This window comes from Leptospira fluminis (assembly GCF_004771275.1).
GTDB lineage: Bacteria > Spirochaetota > Leptospiria > Leptospirales > Leptospiraceae > Leptospira_B > Leptospira_B fluminis.
Genome location: NZ_RQEV01000003.1, coordinates 98,805 through 117,720, shown reverse-complemented (window position 1 = coordinate 117,720; position 18,916 = coordinate 98,805). Strand labels below are relative to the sequence as shown.

Sequence of the window (18,916 nt, the reverse complement as noted above, 5' to 3'; positions counted from 1 at the left end):
TTACTCCCGAAAAATTTTATCGGAATCAATTCTCCTTTAGATAGAACTTGCGGTAGAGATATCTGAATACGGTTGGTAATACGAACAAGGTCAGCAACGTGGCTAGAAATTGACCGCCTATCACCGCTCTTCCCAAAGGGATATTCGCTTCCGATCCCTTTCCGAATCCGATCGCCATCGGAGTCAGTCCGAGCATGGAGGCGAAAGAAGTCATCAGGATCGGTCTCAATCTTGCCTTGGCTCCCTCGATGATCCCTCTATCGAGTTCCATTTTTTCGTGCTCCAACATGTGTAGAATGAACTCTATGAGAAGCACTCCGTTGGAAACCGCGATCCCGATCAGAAAGATGGTTCCGATACCCGCTTGAAGGCTGTAATAGGTTCCGGTCAATGCGAACATCAGCGCGATGCCCACCATGCCCAGAGGCACGGTCATCATCATGATTCCGGGAAGCATAAAGGAACGGAATTGCACTACCAGAATCATGTAGACCAAAAAGGCGGAGAGAAAGAATCCTCCTCCCAATTGACCCAGTGCGTCCTTCATCTTTTCTATTTCTCCGGTGATAACGACCTTGTATCCTTCCGGAACCTTGAATTTTTTGATGACGTTCTCGATATCGCCGGACACGCTTCCCACGTCCCTGTCCTGGGAATCCAACATGATGTTGACGGTCCGTTTCATATTAACGCGGCTTAATATAGTCGGACCCTTGGTCTGCTCGATGTCGGAAAGTTGGTTGAGAGGAATCGCTCTTTCCTGGAATTTTCCCGTAACGGGAATATTCTCGAAATCCTTCATGGTTTGGAATTTCTCTTCCGGAAAGCGAACTCCCAACGCATAGTCGATTCCGCTTTTCGGATCCACCCATATCGTAGGTTTGTATACGATGCTTCCCGCCAAAGCGCTTACGATATTCTGGACGATCTCGTCAGTGTAGACTCCTTGCGAATCCGCCTTCTTGCGGTTGATGTTTACTTCGATGGCCGGGGTATCGAAACTTTCCAGGATACGGACGTCCGTGGCTCCTTTGATCTTTTTGATTTCCGGCAGAAGGTTCAGCGCCACATCGTGAGCTTTTAAGGCGTTAGAACCGCGGACCTGCACGTTGATCGGGGCTTGAGCGCCTCCGTTAAGCGAAGAGGAAAGTAATCCCCCCAACTCGATTCCGATTTCGACGCCGGGAAATTCCTTAGGAAATTTTTCACGGATGATTCTGGCATATTCCTGAGAGGTTTTCTTGCGGTGTTCCTTCAGCTCCACTACCATGGAAACGTCCTGGGTTCCGCCGTTCTGAGAGAAGGCCGCGGGAAATCCTTGGTAGAGGCCGGAATCGGCGAGTACCATTTCCAGATCTCCCCTGATCCATTCCTTCAACTTTCCTTCCACCAACTTCGCTTGCTCGCTGGTCTGCTCGATCCTGAGCCCGGAAGGAAATCTCATGTGAAGAACGAAACTTCCAGCGTCCGCTCTGGGGAACAATTCCGTTCCTATAAACGGAAGGCAGAGTCCGCCGATCGCGAAGAGTATCAGGATTCCGACGACCACAGCTTTGGTTTTGGTCATGACTTTTTCCAAAGCGGTTCCGTAGATTTCGGTCAAAGCCGAAATCATGTTTTGGATCGCCTGAAAAAATCTCGGAAGTTTTGGAGGTTCTCCCGTAAGGAATCTACTTGCAAAAAGAGGAATGATCGCGGTTTCGGATAACAAGGAACCTGTGATAGCCAGGATTACCGTCTTAGCGATGGCCCCGAACAGCACGTTAACCACGCCTTTAGTAAGAAGAATGGGGAATAGTACGACTACGTTACAAAGAGTAACCGCGATGATAGGAGGCGTTACTTCTTGGGCGGCGCGTACGACGACTCTTACTCGGTTCGGATCCTTGTCCTCCGACAGATGTCGCATAATGTTTTCGATCGCGACGATGGAATTATCCACAAGTAGGCCGATCGATAGCGCCATCCCGCCTAGAGTCATGATATTGATCGTAGAGCCCGTGGCTTTCAGGCCCATGAGGACGAATAGGGTAGAAAAGGGAAGAGAAAGAAGGGTGGCAAAGGTCGCTCTCGGGTTTCCGAGAAAGAGAAACACCATCAACGCGGCCAAACCGCCGCCGAACATGGCTTCTTCCCCCACCGTCTCCACGGCCTTGCGGATAAAGACGGTCGTGTCCGCGACTATATTCAGCTTTAAGCCTTTGACCTCTTTTTCCAAAGCTTTCATCGCTTCTCTGGCGGCGTCTACGACGGCCAATGTGTTGGCGCCCTGTTGCCTCAGAACGGGAACATAAACGATTTCCTTACCGTTCAGAGTGACCATCTCCGTCTGAACGATACTCGCTTCTCGGGCAGCACCGACATCGCGTACGAATACGGAAACGCCTTCGCGGCTGCGCAGAGGAAAGTCGTCGAAAGCCTTGACCGTGTCCGCGACCCCGTTGGTATAAATCGGATAATCGAAATCTCCGATCTTAACGTCTCCTGCCGGAATGAAGGTGTTCAACCTTCCGATTTTCTCCATCGCTTCCGCGGCGGACATATCGAATCTCTTCAGCTTGAGCGGATCCAGCTCGATAATGATCTGCTTTTCCGCTCCGCCCATGACCGTCGGTGCGATGGTCCCCGGGCTTCCCTGCAAGGCTCGTCGTACGTCGTACTGTCCTAAGTCGTACAATTCGTTGACCTTGAAATCGCCGCTCACCGCCACGAGACAGACTGGAGTGGAACCCATCGGGTCGAAGGGAAGTACTATCGGAGGCATCGCTCCCGGAGGAAGCCTTCGCAGAACCGACATGATATAACCGACCGTTGCACCCATGGCTTCGGGTCGGGACGTGGAATCTTCGTCAAAGAAGTTGTTCACCACGCTTACTCCCGGATAGGATTTGGATTCCTGGTGGATCAAACCCGGCGCTTGCCCAGTATAACGTTCGAACTTCCAGGTGAGGATGGTTTCCGTGCTCGAGGTAGGCATTCCCCAATAAACGTCCAGGATCTGGACCGCAGGTTGTTTGGAAGGGGGAAGAAGGTCCCGAGGCATTTGAAACAACGCCAGCACTCCCAAAACTAAAACCACGATACAGCCTGCGATCATCAAGTGAGGATTTTTGACCGAAAACGCGGCGATCCCGGCCTGAGTGACCTGTTTTACCGCTGCGACGTAGGAAGTCGGCGGAAGGTCCGTGCCGGAAGGGGTTTGAATATTCTTATTCTTTTGACTCATTGGGTACCTCGTACCTTCGTTTTGAATTTTCCTGATCTCTCTGTAATTTACCGGAATCGTTCCGTCCGAGATCAAAATAGTATTCCTTTTTAGAATATGATATTTCCGTGATTCATCGGAAATGGCGAAATAGGCGATTTGCTTAGGTTAGGGGAGGAGGGATGTTGAGCAAAGACGGAGCAAGAAGGAAAATGTATGCCTTGTGAGGACCGCCGCCTGCGATGTAGGAACGGGCTGAGAGAATGATAGGAAGGTTGACGAATTCGGAGGGGGCAAAGAAGGAGATGGGAAGGGAGGAAAAATCGTCTTCGTGGTGATCTTCCCTTACCTCTACGGCATCTTCACTTTCTATTTCGGCTCTAAACTTTTCTTTTTGGATAAAGGGTTTGGATAGAGCGGAATTGAAGGACATGACAAGGCATAGAACGATCGGGATCGCTATGGAAACTCTGCCTTTGTTTTTTTCCGAATACATGTCGGGCCTTCGGTACCTTCGTTTTATCTGATACCGGCAATGTCAAGAAGGTTACCGTTTTTAGCCGCAAACCTAGTTAAAAAGTCGTCCACATTTAAAAAGTTGGACGTATCATATTATTAAGTTATCATATTGTTCTCCCAGACCGATTTTTTTCGGAATTGTCTGTGGTGATGCTGTCCTTGGATGCGATTTCCGCGGCATCGGATCCGAGAAGTGAATTTTCTCGCAGGTTCATACGGTTAATAAAGCGTGGACGGCAGATAAAACTTGCGTTTTTGTTTGACGGTTTGCCCGCGTTGGATATCAAGATATTGGTTTTTTCGAACGTTTGAACCCCGAAAGAGATCGTACGGGAATTTTCAGAAACGACCCGATCGAATATGACAATCAGGAAATTATACCGGAGCGCTTTTTGTCTTCTCCCGCAGTTTCTTTTCTTTTTTTCTTTGCCGTATTTTGCGGAGACGGTGCCTATCCGTCAGGACGATCCTGAAATCACGAACATAAGTTCCTTTACGGAATACAGATATCGGAAACATATCATCGTCGGTTGTTCGCGATCCGGATTGGACGAGATCCGAAAACTGGAATGGCATACGAATCCCATACCGGACGCTTTGCGGGTAAGGCGCATGGATCGAGGAAATTGGATCAGATATGCGTTAAAAAACGAATCCGATGAAATTCAGGAAAGGGAGCTGACTTTCTTTTCCACGAACATTTCACGGATCGAATTCTGCTCGGTGGATGCGGAAGGAAAATACGAAAATTCGGAATATATCGGAGCGGAAAGTAGCGATTTTCAATCCGTTTTTCGTCCTAGCTTCCCGCGTTTTTCTATCCGATTGCAGCCGAGAGAGAGCAGGACTTTTTATTATTTTTTCTCGTCCATGGAGGACATCACTTACGCGAATTTTCCCGTCAAATTGCTGACGAGAAGCGCGACACAGCGCTTGGCCGAATTCTGGTTTACGACCCAAATCTACATTTTAACGGGGTCTTTGATCGCGACTCTGCTTTCCTTGGTCTATTGGTATAAAAGAAAAAATCCGGTATTTCTGGTGCTCGTTCTACAGGTATTTCTTTCTTTCGCTTCTTTTTATTTCCTACAAGTGAAACCTTTTTCCTTCTTTATCGGAGGAAGCGGTCGACTGCTCGGATTTCCGTACTTCCTTTTTCAGGCGACGACGTATGCGGCGTTTTTCCTTTTCTTAAATTTTGTGGAAAGGATTTGGGATAGCGATCGGGAACCGAAGATTTCCTTTTTGGGAGCTTCTTTGGTGGGGCTTCCTTATCTTTTGATCCCGCTTTCTCAACCGGTTTTTGATTACAGAATTCTGATTTTAGTGGCGACCACTAGTTTAGCGATTTATTATTTTTTGAAGTCCCATCGGACTCTGTTCGGCTCGAGCCGAATTCCCATCCTAGTCTACTGGATTTCCTGGGCTATTTTTTTGGTCTTCAATCTCGGCAAAGCGCTTTACCATTTCGACTTTTATCCTTACAACGAATTTTCCGTATTCGCATCGGTTCTATACGCTCCGTTTCATTTCGTTCTGATCGGCGGTTGTCTGTTTCGGATGTCCTCGACGGAATTCTTTTCCAAAGATTTGCCCAAGCCTTCGAGTAGAAAGAGTACCGTTTCTTCCCTCGAGGTGGACCGGCTGGTTTCCCGGATACGCGCTCTGATAGAGGAAGAGCGGATTTTTCTTAAGAATTCCCTCAAGGAAGAACACTTAGCGAAGGAATTGGGTATAGGCGTTCACCAACTTTCCGAAATCATTAACGTGGAATTCAAAACCAGTTTTCCTTCTCTCCTTAATTATTACCGGATCGAAGAAGCGAAGAAACTCTTAGGACTATCCCCAAAGCTGACGGTTACGGAAGTGCGGGTTAAATCCGGTTTTAGCTCCAAATCCGCTTTTAATCTGGAATTCAAAAAATTGACCGGATTGAGTCCGAACGGCTATCGTCGGGCGCATATTGCGGAAAGGTTACGGGATCCGTCTTAATCCTTGCTTCCGGTGGATACCACCCTGTTTTTTCCGGAACGTTTCGCCACGTACAGGGCAGAATTTGCGGAACGCATCAGGCTATCTTCCGAGGACCCGTCCGCCGGGAACATGGCTACGCCGACGGAAAGCGTGGATTGGATGGATCCTTTCGGACTTTGAAGTCGAAGTAGGGAATACTGGTCTCGGATCCTTTCCGCTCTTTCCAATACGGTTTGTCTATCCGCTCCCGGAAGGATCAGTAGGAACTCCTCTCCGCCGATTCTGGCCGCAATGTCCGTTTTTCTGGAATTTTGCAAAAGGATTTTGCCGACGTTGGCGATGAGCTCGTCTCCTTGACCGGTTCCGAACGCGTCGTTGATCACTTTCAATCTATCGATATCGATCGCGATTACACCGATCCGGCTTTCGGTTCTTTTAGCGCGGGATAATTCGGAGGAAAAAACGTTGGAGGTATAACTCCGATTGAAAAGACCCGTAAGCGAGTCTTGCATTTCCAGATTCCTGATTTTGGCTCGGCTTCTTAAATTCAGAAATTCTAATCTTTTCAGTCTTACTTGCAGGAATCTACTATCGGTGGTGTCTTTGAAGAAATACATCGTCAGCGGTCGTCCACCGTACTCGTTCGGAACTTTCTCCGAGCGGATTTCGAACCTTCTTTTTCCGAACGGAGTCCTTAAAGAGACGACCATGGATTTGGGCGGAGGAAATTCTTGGAAGAGGCGCCGCCAGCGATCTTGCTGCAAAGGATCGGAAGCGATTTCCCATTCCGCGGCTCTGCGATTTTGTTCGATCGACTTTCCCGTCGGATCCAAAATCACGATTCCTTCGTCGAGGGCGTCCAGGATCGGGCCTAGTTTCGTAAAAATGCTTTCCGAATCCAAAGTCATAAACAAACCATCTGGGCAATTTATTAGAAGGATGAAGGGGCGAAAATCTACAATGTTCGAGCGGGAAACGTTCTAACCTTTTCGATATAGAATCAGGATTTCCTCCGCTTTTGACAGTATGGATTCCTTTAGCTCTTCCGGTTGCAGCACTTCCACGGCGGAACCGAAACGCATTAAGGATCCGATCGCCCATTCCCGGGTTTCCAGATCCAATTCCATTTCGCTCCATCCTTTTTTTGGCGGAGACACCTTTAGAATTTTCAAAAACGGATTTCGTTGGATTTTGAGCTCTAGAGGACTCTTGATGCGTATTTTAACGCGGTACTGGGGAATTCTGGTTTTGAAATCCTCCAACCAGGATTCCCAATATTTGGAGAGGTCGAATTTTTTCGGCCTTTCGAATCTTTCGGTCGTGAGTTTCGCCTCTCGGATTCTGGAAATTCTGTAAATCCGGATTTCCCGACTCCTCCTCGCGACCAGATACCAGGTCGTGTCTTTGGCGACGAGGCCTAACGGTTCCAAATTTCTGGGAGAAACAGTTCCTTCCTTTTCGTATAAAATCTCCACCTTTCTATCTTCCCAAACGGCATCCTGCAACAGAGGGAGGACCGGGAGGTCTCGAATCGCCTGGTTCCATCCGGCTCCGTCTATGTGAATCCGTTGCCTTGCCGTTTCCGCGTCTTTTTTGTAAGCGGGAGGTAACGCGGCCAGTAACTTTAGAAAAGCGGAATCTAGATCCTTTTTTCTTCCCAAATCCTCCAAAATCCGCGAAGATTGAAGGAGAAGAAGGGAGAGCACTTCTTCTCGCCTCATTCCTGTTAGGTTGGTTCTATATCCTTCGCTGAGGCTCCATCCGCCGCCGATCCCTCTTTCTGCGTAAATCGGAATTCCGGCCGAACTGAGAGCTTCCATATCCCGGTGAAGAGTCCGCTCCGAAACTTCCAATTTTTCCGCGAGTTCCCTAGCGGTAGTTTTGCCTTTGGCTTGGAGGTGCAATAGGATATTTAAAAGTCTGTCCGCCCGCATGATCGAATTCTATCGTACAATACATGACATTTAATGTCATGTATTCAAGACTTAATCGGAATTTCCCTAAAAAGCGTCGGAGTTAAAATATGACAGATTATGACATGTAATGTGAGGTATCATGGAAACATGCGGGAAAAGACCGTTTAAGGAAAATGGATATGATGATGATCGCGTGTTCGGTGTTAAGCGTAATATTTTGCGGAGGGAGTTCCGCTTCGATCAAGGATCTCTCGGATAAAAACGCGTCTCCGGAAGGAGGAAAGGAAGTCGTACCGTCGATTTTTAGGGATTCGTTCGCCGGAGAGGCCGGTTTTTTGGTCGGGGAGGTGCCGGAAATTCTCCCGAAATAAATCCGAGGAATTAGGAGAGTCGGGATCCGTCTCAGCGGATCTTCTTTCCCTGTTCCAGCATCTCTATGAATTCCCGGATTTTTCTGGTTCTCGTTTCGGCCTTTTTTACGTTATGAATCCGAAAAAGAATCGCGTACCGGTTCGTCTTGTCCAGGGTTTCGAAAAATTTCTCAGCTTTCTTGTTTTGCTCCAACGCTTTTTGGAAATCTTCCGGAACTACGATCTTACTCGAAGACGCATATGCCTTATCCCAGGCTCCGTTTCGTTTGGCCTCTTCTATAGCTTTTAATCCTGCCGGTTTTATTTTTCCCGTGGAGAATAATTCTTCCGCTTTTTCCCTATTTTTAAGGGACCAAATACTTTTCGGTTTTCTTAATGTAAATTTCTGGAGCCAATACTCGGAATCGAAAGGTTTCTTTTGTCCGTCGATCCAACCGTAACAGAGAGCGACTTCCAAAGCTTCCTCGTAGGATACGGAAGGTATGCCGGATTGCTTTTTACTCAACTTCACCCAGATTCCCGGAGAAGAGCCGTGATTTTGTTTCAACCATTTTTCCCATTCTTTCCGGGAAGAGAAGTGGAGTTCGAGTTGTTCGTCCTGCTTAGGCAAATTTTTCCCACTCCGCTATGAATTTTCTATGTTTGAGAGAAGGTATTTTCCTCCTCGCTTCCTGTATTAGGTCCAGATCGATTTCCGCTAGTAAGGCCCCTTCTCCTTCCTTTTTCTCAGCTATGATTTCTCCCCAAGGGCTCACGATCAGGGAGTGACCGTAGGTTTCCCTTCCGTTATCGTGCCGTCCGGTTTGAGCCGGGGCGAGCACATAGCAGAAATTTTCGATCGCTCTCGCTCTTAAGAGAGGTTCCCAATGCGCCTCGCCCGTCAGTTTCGTGAATGCGGAAGGTACGAACAGGATTTCCGCCCCGCGATAGGAAAGCGCCCGAAACAATTCTGGAAAACGGAGGTCGTAGCAGATTACGGTGGAGATATTCCCGAATTGCGCCGAGGAAAAAATAGTAGGAAGTTCCGTCCCGGAAGAAACGGATCTCGATTCCTTATATTGGAAGCCGTCCCCGGGATCGGTATCGAAAAGATGAATTTTATAATATTTGAATATTACTTCTCCGTCGGGTCCGAATAAAGCCGATGTATTCAGAATTTTTCCGTCTTTTGCAGCGGTAGGATAGCCTCCGCCTAAAAGATGGATTCGAAATTTTCGGGAGGTTTCGCTCAAGAATTTGGACGTAAGGACTTCTATCTCCTTTGCGCGTTCCAATTTTTCCGTTTCGGAACCTAAAAAGGAAAAATTCTCCGGCAGCCCGATCAGTCGTGCGTTTTTAGACGAAGCATCTCCGATCCATTCCTCCGATTTGGCTAGGTTCGCGTTTATATCCGAACCGCTATTGAGTTGGAGTACCGCCGCAAAATATTTCCTCATTGTAAGGCTGATTTTACCGGATCGAGAGAAATTGAAAAGCGATTTGCGTCGGCAATCTGCTTGCGCCGAATCTATAGGAACGGATTCTTAGGAACTGATGCCTTTTCCGCTCAAAGAATTCCAAACATTCCAAAAATTCGGATCCGCAAACCACCACCCTGAAAATTCCTGGGCTCTAGTATATCTACTTCTGGATTTTTTGAGCAGCGGAGACGGTGCCTTGAACGCGGTTCAGGAATCCTGGATGAAAGGCTTCCCTCGATCCTTGTCGGAGGAAAAGAAAAGGGAAGCCGCCGACAAGATGTTGGTTTTAGCGGATGGACTTTTGGATTGCCTGCGCGAATGGAAGGAAACTGCGGAGGAAGAAGGCAGTGAAGCCGTTATGGAGGAAGTCCTGGAGTTAGGAGAGGCCGTCCTCCTGGAAACGCAGGATATGGGGGAGTTCTCTCGGATCGTTCGGGAAGAAGCGGTGGAGATTTTATCCGATCTTTGCGGAGCTTGCGGCGTCCCGATTCCCAAAAACGGATACAGGAAGATAGACCTTTCCCTTTTTGAGGATTCAGAAATCGCAGAAGAAGTCGAGGAATGGATCGTTGCTTTGACTTCTTTCGATAACGCTAAAGAGGCTTCGGATCTGGAAGCGGGAATTCTGGTCCTCTTCGTTAAGATCTTTTTGTTTTATATTTTCTTTAACTGATTTCTCCGCGATCCTTTTCTGCGCGACGAGCTCTAACGAATCTTTAGAGCCCGGAAAAGACGTCTCGTACCGCAGCAACCACGTCCTCGATATCTCCGTCTGCCATTCCGGGAAAAAGAGGTAACGAAAGCGTCCTTTGGAACATCGCGTCCGCATTCGGATAATTATTTTTATCGTAACCGAATCTTTGGTAAAACGGATGTTCGTACAGGGGAATGAAGTGGAGGCTGCATCCGATATTCCTTTTTTTTAATTCTGAGCACAGGATGTCGCGATCGATTTTTCCACGCACACGATCCACCTCTACCCGGAACAGGTGCCAGGAGTGATCTCCTTCGTTGGAGGGTAAGGGGAGATGTAGGAAGGGCAGGTCCGAAAATTCGGAACGGTAAATCTCCGAAATTAGGATCCTACGTTTCCAAAGTTCGTCGGCCTCCGAAAGTTGCACCACTCCGATCGCAGCCGCTATATCGCTCATGTTATATTTGAATCCCGGAGAAACGACTTCATAATACCAACCGGGTCTGTCGAAGGTTTCCCGATTGATTCCGTGCAATCTCATCAGTTTGATTCTCTCCGCAAAATGGGGGTGCCTTGTCGTCACCATTCCGCCTTCGCCCGTAGTGATCCCTTTCGTCGCATAAAAGCTGAAGACCGTAAAATCCCCGAGGGTGCCTACCTTTTTTCCCCTATAAATCGCCGGAAATGCGTGAGCGGAATCTTCTATTACATAAAGATGATATTCTTTCGCGATGGAATTCAACGCGTCCATTTCGCAAATGGCGCCTGCAAGATGCACAGGCATGATTGCACGTACCGTTTTTCCGGTCTTTTTGTGGACAAGATTCCCTTTAGAAAGGACGCATTCCCGTCGGATCGCTTCTCTTAACGTGGTTTCCGTCATTAGGTTGAAGATCGGATCGACGTCCGTCAGAATGGGTTCCGCTCCGAAGTAGCAGACCGTCTCTGCGGTTGCGGTAAAAGTCACGGCGGGAACGAAGACCGCGTCTTCCGAGCATAGCCCGATCGCTTCTAACGCCAGGTGGAGTCCCGCGGTCGCCGAGTTCAGGGCCAATGCGTATTCTGCTCCCGTGTATCTCGCGAATTCTTCCTCGAATTCCCTTACCTTGGGTCCGGAGGTCACCCAACCGGAACGGAGGACTGCGGCCACTTCCTCGACGGCTCTTTCCGAAATTAGGGGTAGGGCGAAAGGTAAGAACGTTTTTCTCGCGGTGATCATGCGACAAAATCCTCCGAGGCTTTTTTAAACATCGGCTGCTTTTCGAAAAAGATAAGGGGAAAACCGCCGGAATCTTTTTCGGAATTGAAATCGGAACGGCCCTTCCTTATTCTGCACCAGTGGGTGTCCCCTTTGCGGAAATTTTCGAACGAATCCGAATCCTAGATCGGGATGTCTCGGAATTAAACCGACTCAAGAGTCGTCTTCCTGCGGACAGACCCTATTCCTCCTCTCTTCAGATTTCCTTCGATAAGCAGATCAACAATCTACTAAACGAGAGAATCCGGCTTTTGGAACTGGAGATAGACAGTCCTCCGGCCTGGCTTCTTGGCGATTCCGAGAGTAGGGAAGCCGGTAAAAAAACCGCTTCTGCTCTTCTGGAACCCGCCGACCTTTCCGGTCAAAAACTCCAGGACCAGGACGTAATCAATTTCATCCGGGAACTCCCTAAGACGGAGATCCATCTGCATTTGGAGGCCTGCGTAAATAAAGAAACGATGAAGAAGTTGATGGCCAAGAACGGGATCTCCCTCAGCGACGAGGAGTTCGAAGCCAAATTCAATTTTAAGGATCTGAACGGATTCATTCAGGTCTTTTTCTTCATCCAAAGTCTGGTTAAGGAAGCCGCCGACTTATACTACTTTGTGGGAAGCTTGGCCGAGTACATGCGTGCCAATAATATTCTGTACTCGGAGGTTTTCTTTGCCCCCTCCAAATTCATTCAGAACGGTTTGGATTTCGAGGAGATGGTCGAACGACTTGTGGAAGGAATCCGCGAGGAAAAAGCCAAAGACGGAATCGAGATCCGTATTTTAGTCGACGTGTCCCGTTCCTTCGGTCCCGAGAACGCCATGAATAATCTCAATCGGGTCCTGAAATTAAAACATAAGGAAGTGATCGGGATCGGTTTAGGCGGGGCGGAGTTGATGGGACCCGCAAGAGATTATGCTGAAGTTTTTAAAAAAGCCCGGGAGGCCGGCCTACGAGTGGTCGCGCATTCCGGAGAGGACGACGGTCCTTGGGCGATCTGGGAAGCGGTGGAACTTTGCAAGGCGGAACGGATCGGACACGGCACTTCCGCGATCCAGGACCCGGAACTCGTAAACTATCTGCGTGAGAACAAAATTCCGATCGAGATATGTGTGACGTCTAACGTGTTTACGGGAAAATACGTCAGAAAAGAACAGAATCACCCCGTTCGTTACTATTACGATCAGGGCCTTCCTCTTTGTATCAATACGGACGATCCCGAAATCTTCAACGTAAATCTTACGTACGAATACTTCAAGCTCTGGAGGTTTTTGGATTTCTCTCTGGACGAAATCGTGGACTTGATCAGGCAAGGAGTGTACGCCACCTTCCATCCGCAAAAGGAAACTCTCTGGAAAGAGATGGAAGCCCGGATCCGGCGGACCAAGGAGATATACGGAATCGGAAACCGCGCGGAAAAAGGGGCGGCCTTAAAGAGTCTTTAAGGAAGCCATGATAAACGGCTCGATTTCTCCGTCCATGACGGCCTGTACGTTTCCCGTCTCGTAGTCCGTACGGTGATCTTTGACCATATTATAAGGATGGAATACGTAAGACCGAATCTGGTTCCCCCAAGCGATATCCTTCTTTTCTCCCGATTTTTTTTCGAGATCTTCCTTTAGTCTTTCCTGTTCCAGCTCATACAGCCGTGCTTTGAGCATTTTCATCGCAGTATCGCGGTTTTTGATTTGCGAGCGTTCGTTTTGACAAGCGACTACGATCCCCGTAGGAATATGGGTCATGCGCACGGCCGAGTCGGTGGTGTTTACGTGTTGTCCGCCCGCTCCGGAGGACCTGTAAACGTCCACTCTGACGTCTTTTTCCTCTATCTTGATGTCTATATCGTCGTCCAATTCCGGACTCACGTGTACCGAAACGAAGGAGGTATGCCTTCTTTTATTCGCGTCAAAAGGGGAAATCCGGACCAGACGATGCACTCCGTTTTCGCATTTCAAAAATCCATAAGCGAAGTCACCCACCACATGGATCGTGGCGTTTTTGATTCCGGCCCCGTCCCCTTCCTGAAAATCGACCACGCTGTACTGATAACCTTTCTTGTCGAAATACTTCAGATACATCCGAAAAAGCATCTCAGCCCAATCCTGGCTCTCCGTTCCACCCGCTCCCGGATGGATATTCAAAAAGGCAGGTTTCATATCTTCCGGCTCGTTCAAAGCTCCTAGAAGTTCCAGTCTCTCGAATTCTTCTTTTAATCTGGAATACTCGGAACTGAGTTCTTCCACTCCTTCCTCGCCTTTTTCTTCCAGAGTCAATTCAACCAGATCGGGCAAATCGAGCACGTCCTGACGAATGGCATACCAGGGGGCCAATTTTCGTTCCAGCTCCGTCTTTTTTTGGCTGATCGATTTTGCCTGGTCCGGATTATCCCAGAAGCCTGGATCGGAGATTCGTTCTTCGAAGGATCTTAGTTGGTCCTGGTCTTTGTCCAGATTCAAAAGTTTCCAGCGATTTAGGAAATTTTCCTGGAGTTCTCTGGAAAGGCGTTTTAGTTCCTTGGCGTTCTTAACTTCCATGCGGATCGATTGCGATTCTTTTTATTCGGATAGGGGAAGAAGGAGGGACGAGCCGGATTCAGCGAAAAAGAAAATCTTCCCGCTCTTCCCGCTGCACTTCCCAGCTAAAAACCGTATCTCTAAGTTGGGGGGTATTTCCTTCGACAGTGGAGACTAGATCGAATTGTTCCCTTTTGCCAAATTCCTCCGGGATACGTTTTAGGACAAGTTTTCCCGAACGGATCAGGTCCAAAACGTGCAAAAGAAAAGGATCCCTTTCCGCTCGTTGGAGCTCCTTCATTGCGGAGTAAAACGGACTGATTCCCTTGTAGAACCAATCCGCGATCTCGTTTTTACCGGGAGCCCAGAGCTGATCGATCCGGATCCGTTCTTCCTGAACTAGACTTTTTCCTTGGAACGGTTTCTGCAAATGCCTGCACTGAAAATACAATTCGTGGTTGATCTCTCTGGGGAAGGCTTTTTCGTACCCTGCCCCGATCCATTCGATCCACGCCTTTTTTTCCCGAGCCGGTAGTGCAGGAATGAGAGCAAAGAGGTAATTCTGGTTTCGGAACACTCTGGAGTGTGCCAAGAAGTCCAAGACTTCGTAGGGAATCATGAAATGGCCTTTTTGCCATTCCAAAACAACCGGTATTTCCGCGACGTCCAGATATTCTTGAGGAGTTTCTCCCTGGACCACGTCTCCGAATTGTGTCAGGATATAAATAAAAGAAAGTAGTTCCCTACGGCTCATCTTGCGGATTAGATTTTCGGAATCCAATTTCGTACGTAAGGAATTCCGGATCAAATTGTACTGTTCGATCGGATATTGGTGGGGGGAAAGAATGATCCCGAGATGTTTTTCTAGCTTGCGAAGGCTGGAACGATCCACTAAGTCGATATTTCCGGATACTAAGAACGGCATAAGTTTATAGAGCTTTACCGGCTATGTCTTTTCTATAGAAAGTATCGGGTACATTCAGCTTACTTAAATAGGCGTATGCTTTCGATACGGAATCTTTGAGATCCGATCCCCGAGCCGAGATTCCTAAGATTCTGCCACCTGTAGAGATCAGGTTTCCATCCTTTTTTGAGGTTCCGGCATGAAAAACGACGACGTCTTTACTATCCGTTTGCGGAAGTTCCAAAGGAATATTCTTTGCATAGGATTCGGGATATCCTTTTGCGGCCAAAACGACGACGGTAGAAGCTCCTTTTCCGACGGAAGCCTGAGTCTCGGATAATCGGCCTTTTGCGGAAGCCGTGAATATCTCCACTAGATCGCCTTCGAGCATGGGTAGTACGCACTGCGTTTCGGGATCGCCGAATCTACAATTGAATTCTACTACCTTAGGTTCTCCTTGACTATCGATCATCAAACCCGCGTAGAGAAGTCCTTTATAAGGATGCCCTTGCCGACGGAAGATCTCGAACATAGGATCGAAAATCGAACGTTTTACTTTTTCCAGGACTTTCTCGGTCACGATAGGAGCGGGACAGTATGCTCCCATTCCTCCTGTGTTCGGTCCCAGATCGCCGTCGAACGCGCGTTTGTGGTCTTGAGCGGCCGGTAGAGTGAAGTAATCCGTTCCGTCGCTGATCGCGAAGACGGACGCTTCCTGTCCCGCCATGAATTCTTCGATCACTACTTTGCTTCCGCTCTCGCCGAATTTCTTATCCAAGAAGATCTCTTTCAACGCGACTTCAGCATCGGAGAGGTGGAAGCAAACCGTGACGCCTTTGCCCGCAGCCAATCCGTCCGCCTTGATCACGATAGGTACGCCTTCTTTGCGGACGTAGTCCAGCGCCTTTGTGTGATCGGAAAAAGATTCGTATTTTGCAGTCGGAACTTTTGCCTGCTTCATTAAGGATTTTGCAAATTCTTTGGAGCCTTCCACTTGCGCGCAATATGCGGAAGGTCCGAACGTAGGGACACCGATCTCGGACAGCCAGTCGCAGATTCCGTCCACAAGAGGATCCTCCGGGCCCACCACAACGAGATCGTAACCGTTTCTTTTTACGAATTCCTGCACGGAGGATTTCTTCTTCAGATCGAATGCTCCCGCCGGTAGGAGTTCCGACTCGGGAAATCCTCCGTTTCCGGGAAATACGTGGAGAGAGGAGAGTTTCGGAGACTGACGTAATTTGTACGCGATCGCGCTTTCCCGACCTCCCGAGCCGATTAAAAGAATACGAGACATAAAATATTAAATCCTACCGAAAGTCTTTTCATTTGCACACTGATCTTTTTCTCTTCGGTAAAGGGCCGAAGAACATGACGTTTTTGGGTCGGGCCTCTAGGAAAGTTTTTCCATGGCTTTCCGGATACTGTCCGTTTTTTCCTTCAATAAGCGGAGCTTTTCTTTTTCCTTTTCCACTACATCAGGATTGGCCTTCGCTAAAAAGTTCGGGTTTTCCAACTTCGAGCTGAGTTTTTCCTCTTCTTGTTTCGCCTTTTGCAGGTCCTTTTCCAATCGGGCTTTTTCCTTTTCGAAATCGATCATTCCGGCCAAAGGCAGGATGACTTCTCCGAAGCGGAAGGCGCCAACGGAGTCGGTCTTTTCCGCGGAATAATTCTCCTCGACCTGGATACTCTCGAGTCGTGCGAGCTGTAGAATAGAAACTTCGAAATCCTTAACGGAAGCGGCAACGAGCGGATTTCCCGATTTCAAAACGGCTTTGCATTTCTTATCCAGAGGCACTCCGTTTTCCGTCCTTTGGACGCGGATCTGCTTTACGGCTTCCTGTAGGATGTTCGTTTTGATTACACCTTCGTTTTCCGCAGATACGTTATACGATTTTGGAAAAGGAGTTCGTGTCAGGAATTCTCCGTCGCCGAACGCCTCGTAAATCTCTTCCGTTAAAAAAGGCATAAACGGATGCAATAAGCCGAGAGCACGAACGAGCACATCGGATAAAACCTGTTGGGCGATCTCACGGGAACGAGGACCCAATTTACCGTAGATTCTCGGCTTCACGAGTTCTATGTACCAGTCGCAGAAATCTCCCCATACGAATTCGTAGATTTCGGAGGCCATTTCGAAGAACAGAAATTTGGAATATGCCTTTTCGTATTTGGAAAGCGTCTCGTCGAATTTGTGGAGGATCCACTGGTCCATAGGTTCCAAATCGGAAGCGTTCAGAGTTTCCGGATCCTCCTTCCGGAATTCCTCGTCCAGATTCATCAGTATGAATCGGCTGGAGTTCCAGATTTTATTGCAAAAGGATCTGTATCCGTCCAGCCTGCTTTCGTCAAAAAGAACGTCTCTGGCTTCGGGCAAAGTAGCAGCGAGGAAGAAGCGGAAGGAATCGGTTCCGTACTTCGTCATCATATCCAGCGGATCCACGACGTTCCCGACGGATTTGGAGAATTTTTTTCCTTCCTTGTCGCGGACCAGACCGTGAATGATCACTTTTGCAAACGGGGATTTTCCGGTGAATTTTTTCCCCATCATGATCATTCGAGCGACCCAGAAGAAGATGATATCGAATCCGGTCACCAGTACTTGCGTGGGATAGAATTTTTCGAAATCCGGCGTCTTTTCCGGCCACCCCAAAGTGGAGAAAGGCCAGAGCTGGGAGGAGAACCAAGTGTCCAGAACGTCCGGGTCCTGTTCCACCTTTTCCGAGCCGCATCGGGGACAGGCGCTAACGGAGGATTCGGAGACTTCCGTATGACCGCAATTTTTACAATGGTATGCCGGAATCCGATGTCCCCACCATAGTTGTCGGGAAACGCACCAGTCGCGGATATTGTTCATCCATTCGAAGAACGTCTTTTCCCAGAGCTTCGGTACGAATTCCGTTTCGCCGGATCGAACCGCTTCCATAGCCAGCTCGGCCAAGGATGTCATTTTACAAAACCATTGTAGGGAAAGATACGGTTCGATGATTTCTCCGCCCCTCGAATTGTGTCCGACGGAATGCACGTGGTCCTCTATCTTTTCGATGAGTCCCGCCGCCTCGAGATCTTCTACGATTTTCTTCCTTGCTACGAACCGGCCAAGTCCGGCGTATTTTCCGGCATGTTCGTTGAGAGTCGCATCCGGATTCATGACGAGAAGGGGTTTGAGTCCTAGTCTTTGCCCAGCTTCGAAGTCGTTCGCGTCGTGAGCGGGAGTGATCTTTACCAAACCGGAACCGAATTCCTTGTCCACGAAGGAATCGAACAGGATGGGGATCGTCCGATCCGTCAAGGGAAGAATTGCTTGCGCGCCCTGGAATTTTTTATATCGTTCGTCGTCCGGATGGGCTGCGATCGCCACGTCTCCGAAAAGCGTTTCCGGTCGGGTGGTGGCTACGATCGCATACTCGCCCGGTTTTCCGACGATAGGATAACGTAAATGATATAGCTTGCCTTTCGTTTCCCGGTATTCCACTTCCAGATCTGAGATAGCGGTGAGCGTTTTCGGACACCAATTGATGATTCTTTCCCCGCGATAAATCAGCCCTTCGTCATACAAAGATCGAAAGACTTTGACGACCGCTTTGGAAAGTCCTTCGTCCATCGTGAATCTTTGGCGACTCCAATCTACGGATTCTCCCAATAGACGCTGTTGGTTTTGGATCATTCCTCCCGAATGTTCTTTCCATTCCCAAATCTTGCGTTCGAATTCCTCTCTCGTAAAATCCGAGCGTTTTTTTCCTTCCTTGGCTAATTCCCGTTCCACGACCATCTGAGTCGCAATTCCGGCATGGTCCATGCCGGGAATCCAGAGAGTGGCTTTTCCTTTTTTTCTTTCGATTCGGGTGATAATGTCTTGGACGGTATGATTTAACGCATGTCCGATATGAAGGCTGCCCGTGACGTTCGGAGGAGGAAGAGAAATCGTGAAGGAGGGGGACGCGTTGGAATCCGGGAGGAAGCTCTTTCGTTCTTCCCAGCGGGAAATCCATTTCGGTTCTACGCTAGTCGGTTCGTAACGATCGCTGATTTGCTTCTTCATGGCCTTCGTTCGGATAGAATTTTCTTTGGAAGGCAGAGGTCAAGTGAATCGAAGCTTCTCGGTTCGGAT

Annotated in this window: 15 protein-coding genes; 4 read left to right on the top strand and 11 right to left on the bottom strand. The window is 48.5% G+C overall.

All coding sequences use genetic code 11. The features are described from left to right. Nucleotides 1-25 precede the first annotated feature (25 nt). Nucleotides 26-3,226: an efflux RND transporter permease subunit gene (locus EHO61_RS02460; RefSeq protein ID WP_135812054.1), complete on the bottom strand. Its 3,201-nt coding sequence runs from the start codon at nucleotides 3,224-3,226 to the stop codon at nucleotides 26-28. Between the two features lie 142 nt (nucleotides 3,227-3,368). Continuing rightward, entirely contained in the window at nucleotides 3,369-3,701 is a 333-nt protein-coding gene (locus tag EHO61_RS02455) for a hypothetical protein (protein ID WP_135812053.1), read from the bottom strand. Nucleotides 3,702-4,171: 470 nt separating this feature from the next. Here EHO61_RS02455 and EHO61_RS02450 point away from each other — a divergent pair, with 470 nt between their 5' ends. After that, nucleotides 4,172-5,716 carry a helix-turn-helix domain-containing protein gene (locus EHO61_RS02450; RefSeq protein ID WP_246031975.1) on the top strand — a complete coding sequence of 515 codons (1,545 nt, stop codon included), beginning with the start codon at nucleotides 4,172-4,174 and terminating at the stop codon, nucleotides 5,714-5,716. Here the strand turns inward: EHO61_RS02450 and EHO61_RS02445 are convergent. Together EHO61_RS02445 and EHO61_RS02440 are read right to left on the bottom strand one after the other, a co-directional pair. Beyond that, on the bottom strand, nucleotides 5,713-6,606 hold the full coding sequence (locus EHO61_RS02445; protein WP_135812052.1) for a GGDEF domain-containing protein: 894 nt from the start codon (nucleotides 6,604-6,606) through the stop codon (nucleotides 5,713-5,715). The genes EHO61_RS02450 and EHO61_RS02445 overlap by 4 nt on opposite strands. Before the next feature lie 72 nt (nucleotides 6,607-6,678). Continuing rightward, on the bottom strand, nucleotides 6,679-7,632 hold the full coding sequence (locus tag EHO61_RS02440) for a helix-turn-helix transcriptional regulator (RefSeq protein ID WP_135812051.1): 954 nt from the start codon (nucleotides 7,630-7,632) through the stop codon (nucleotides 6,679-6,681). 161 nt (nucleotides 7,633-7,793) lie between these two features. Here EHO61_RS02440 and EHO61_RS02435 point away from each other — a divergent pair, with 161 nt between their 5' ends. Next, nucleotides 7,794-7,985, top strand: coding sequence for a hypothetical protein (locus EHO61_RS02435; RefSeq protein ID WP_135812050.1), 192 nt, complete (start codon nucleotides 7,794-7,796; stop codon nucleotides 7,983-7,985). A 31-nt stretch (nucleotides 7,986-8,016) separates the two neighbouring features. Here EHO61_RS02435 and EHO61_RS02430 read toward each other — a convergent pair whose 3' ends face one another. Beyond that, nucleotides 8,017-8,595, bottom strand: coding sequence for a YdeI/OmpD-associated family protein (locus EHO61_RS02430; protein WP_135812049.1), 579 nt, complete (start codon nucleotides 8,593-8,595; stop codon nucleotides 8,017-8,019). Continuing rightward, nucleotides 8,588-9,421, bottom strand: coding sequence for a carbon-nitrogen hydrolase family protein (locus EHO61_RS02425; protein WP_135812048.1), 834 nt, complete (start codon nucleotides 9,419-9,421; stop codon nucleotides 8,588-8,590). Before EHO61_RS02425 ends, EHO61_RS02430 begins: the two co-directional genes overlap by 8 nt. A 97-nt stretch (nucleotides 9,422-9,518) precedes the next feature. Between EHO61_RS02425 and EHO61_RS02420 the strand changes: the two genes are divergently transcribed. Beyond that, nucleotides 9,519-10,118, top strand: coding sequence for a hypothetical protein (locus tag EHO61_RS02420; protein ID WP_135812047.1), 600 nt, complete (start codon nucleotides 9,519-9,521; stop codon nucleotides 10,116-10,118). 43 nt (nucleotides 10,119-10,161) lie between these two features. Here EHO61_RS02420 and EHO61_RS02415 read toward each other — a convergent pair whose 3' ends face one another. Continuing rightward, complete coding sequence (locus EHO61_RS02415; RefSeq protein ID WP_135812046.1) at nucleotides 10,162-11,358, bottom strand: DegT/DnrJ/EryC1/StrS family aminotransferase; 1,197 nt, start codon at nucleotides 11,356-11,358, stop codon at nucleotides 10,162-10,164. A gap of 119 nt (nucleotides 11,359-11,477) precedes the next feature. Between EHO61_RS02415 and add the strand changes: the two genes are divergently transcribed. Further along, complete coding sequence (add, locus tag EHO61_RS02410) at nucleotides 11,478-12,833, top strand: adenosine deaminase (protein ID WP_135812045.1); 1,356 nt, start codon at nucleotides 11,478-11,480, stop codon at nucleotides 12,831-12,833. Here add and prfB read toward each other — a convergent pair. From prfB to EHO61_RS02390, 4 genes are all read right to left on the bottom strand, one after another. Beyond that, the gene (prfB, locus tag EHO61_RS02405; RefSeq protein WP_135812044.1) at nucleotides 12,819-13,922 is read right to left on the bottom strand and encodes a peptide chain release factor 2; all 1,104 of its coding nucleotides are present in this window, start codon (nucleotides 13,920-13,922) and stop codon (nucleotides 12,819-12,821) included. The two genes, add and prfB, sit on opposite strands and share 15 nt — an antisense overlap. Before the next feature lie 58 nt (nucleotides 13,923-13,980). Further along, on the bottom strand, nucleotides 13,981-14,826 hold the full coding sequence (locus EHO61_RS02400) for a hypothetical protein (protein WP_135812043.1): 846 nt from the start codon (nucleotides 14,824-14,826) through the stop codon (nucleotides 13,981-13,983). A gap of 4 nt (nucleotides 14,827-14,830) precedes the next feature. Then, nucleotides 14,831-16,102 (bottom strand): phosphoribosylamine--glycine ligase, encoded by a 1,272-nt coding sequence (gene purD / locus EHO61_RS02395; protein WP_135812042.1) that lies wholly within the window; start codon nucleotides 16,100-16,102, stop codon nucleotides 14,831-14,833. 96 nt (nucleotides 16,103-16,198) lie between these two features. Next, nucleotides 16,199-18,847: a valine--tRNA ligase gene (locus EHO61_RS02390; RefSeq protein ID WP_135812041.1), complete on the bottom strand. Its 2,649-nt coding sequence runs from the start codon at nucleotides 18,845-18,847 to the stop codon at nucleotides 16,199-16,201. Between the last annotated feature and the right edge of the window lie 69 nt (nucleotides 18,848-18,916).

Excerpts from the sequence above, each read along its gene's own strand:
- EHO61_RS02460 (WP_135812054.1), bottom strand. The coding sequence starts at position 3,226 with ATGAGTCAAAAGAATAAGAATATTCAAACCCCTTCCGGCACGGACCTT.
- EHO61_RS02455 (WP_135812053.1), bottom strand. The coding sequence starts at position 3,701 with ATGTATTCGGAAAAAAACAAAGGCAGAGTTTCCATAGCGATCCCGATC.
- purD (WP_135812042.1), bottom strand. The coding sequence starts at position 16,102 with ATGTCTCGTATTCTTTTAATCGGCTCGGGAGGTCGGGAAAGCGCGATC.
- EHO61_RS02420 (WP_135812047.1), top strand. The coding sequence starts at position 9,519 with ATGCCTTTTCCGCTCAAAGAATTCCAAACATTCCAAAAATTCGGATCC.
- EHO61_RS02445 (WP_135812052.1), bottom strand. The coding sequence starts at position 6,606 with ATGACTTTGGATTCGGAAAGCATTTTTACGAAACTAGGCCCGATCCTG.
- EHO61_RS02440 (WP_135812051.1), bottom strand. The coding sequence starts at position 7,632 with ATGCGGGCGGACAGACTTTTAAATATCCTATTGCACCTCCAAGCCAAA.
- EHO61_RS02425 (WP_135812048.1), bottom strand. The coding sequence starts at position 9,421 with ATGAGGAAATATTTTGCGGCGGTACTCCAACTCAATAGCGGTTCGGAT.
- EHO61_RS02390 (WP_135812041.1), bottom strand. The coding sequence starts at position 18,847 with ATGAAGAAGCAAATCAGCGATCGTTACGAACCGACTAGCGTAGAACCG.
- EHO61_RS02415 (WP_135812046.1), bottom strand. The coding sequence starts at position 11,358 with ATGATCACCGCGAGAAAAACGTTCTTACCTTTCGCCCTACCCCTAATT.
- EHO61_RS02400 (WP_135812043.1), bottom strand. The coding sequence starts at position 14,826 with ATGCCGTTCTTAGTATCCGGAAATATCGACTTAGTGGATCGTTCCAGC.
- prfB (WP_135812044.1), bottom strand. The coding sequence starts at position 13,922 with ATGGAAGTTAAGAACGCCAAGGAACTAAAACGCCTTTCCAGAGAACTC.
- EHO61_RS02435 (WP_135812050.1), top strand. The coding sequence starts at position 7,794 with ATGATGATGATCGCGTGTTCGGTGTTAAGCGTAATATTTTGCGGAGGG.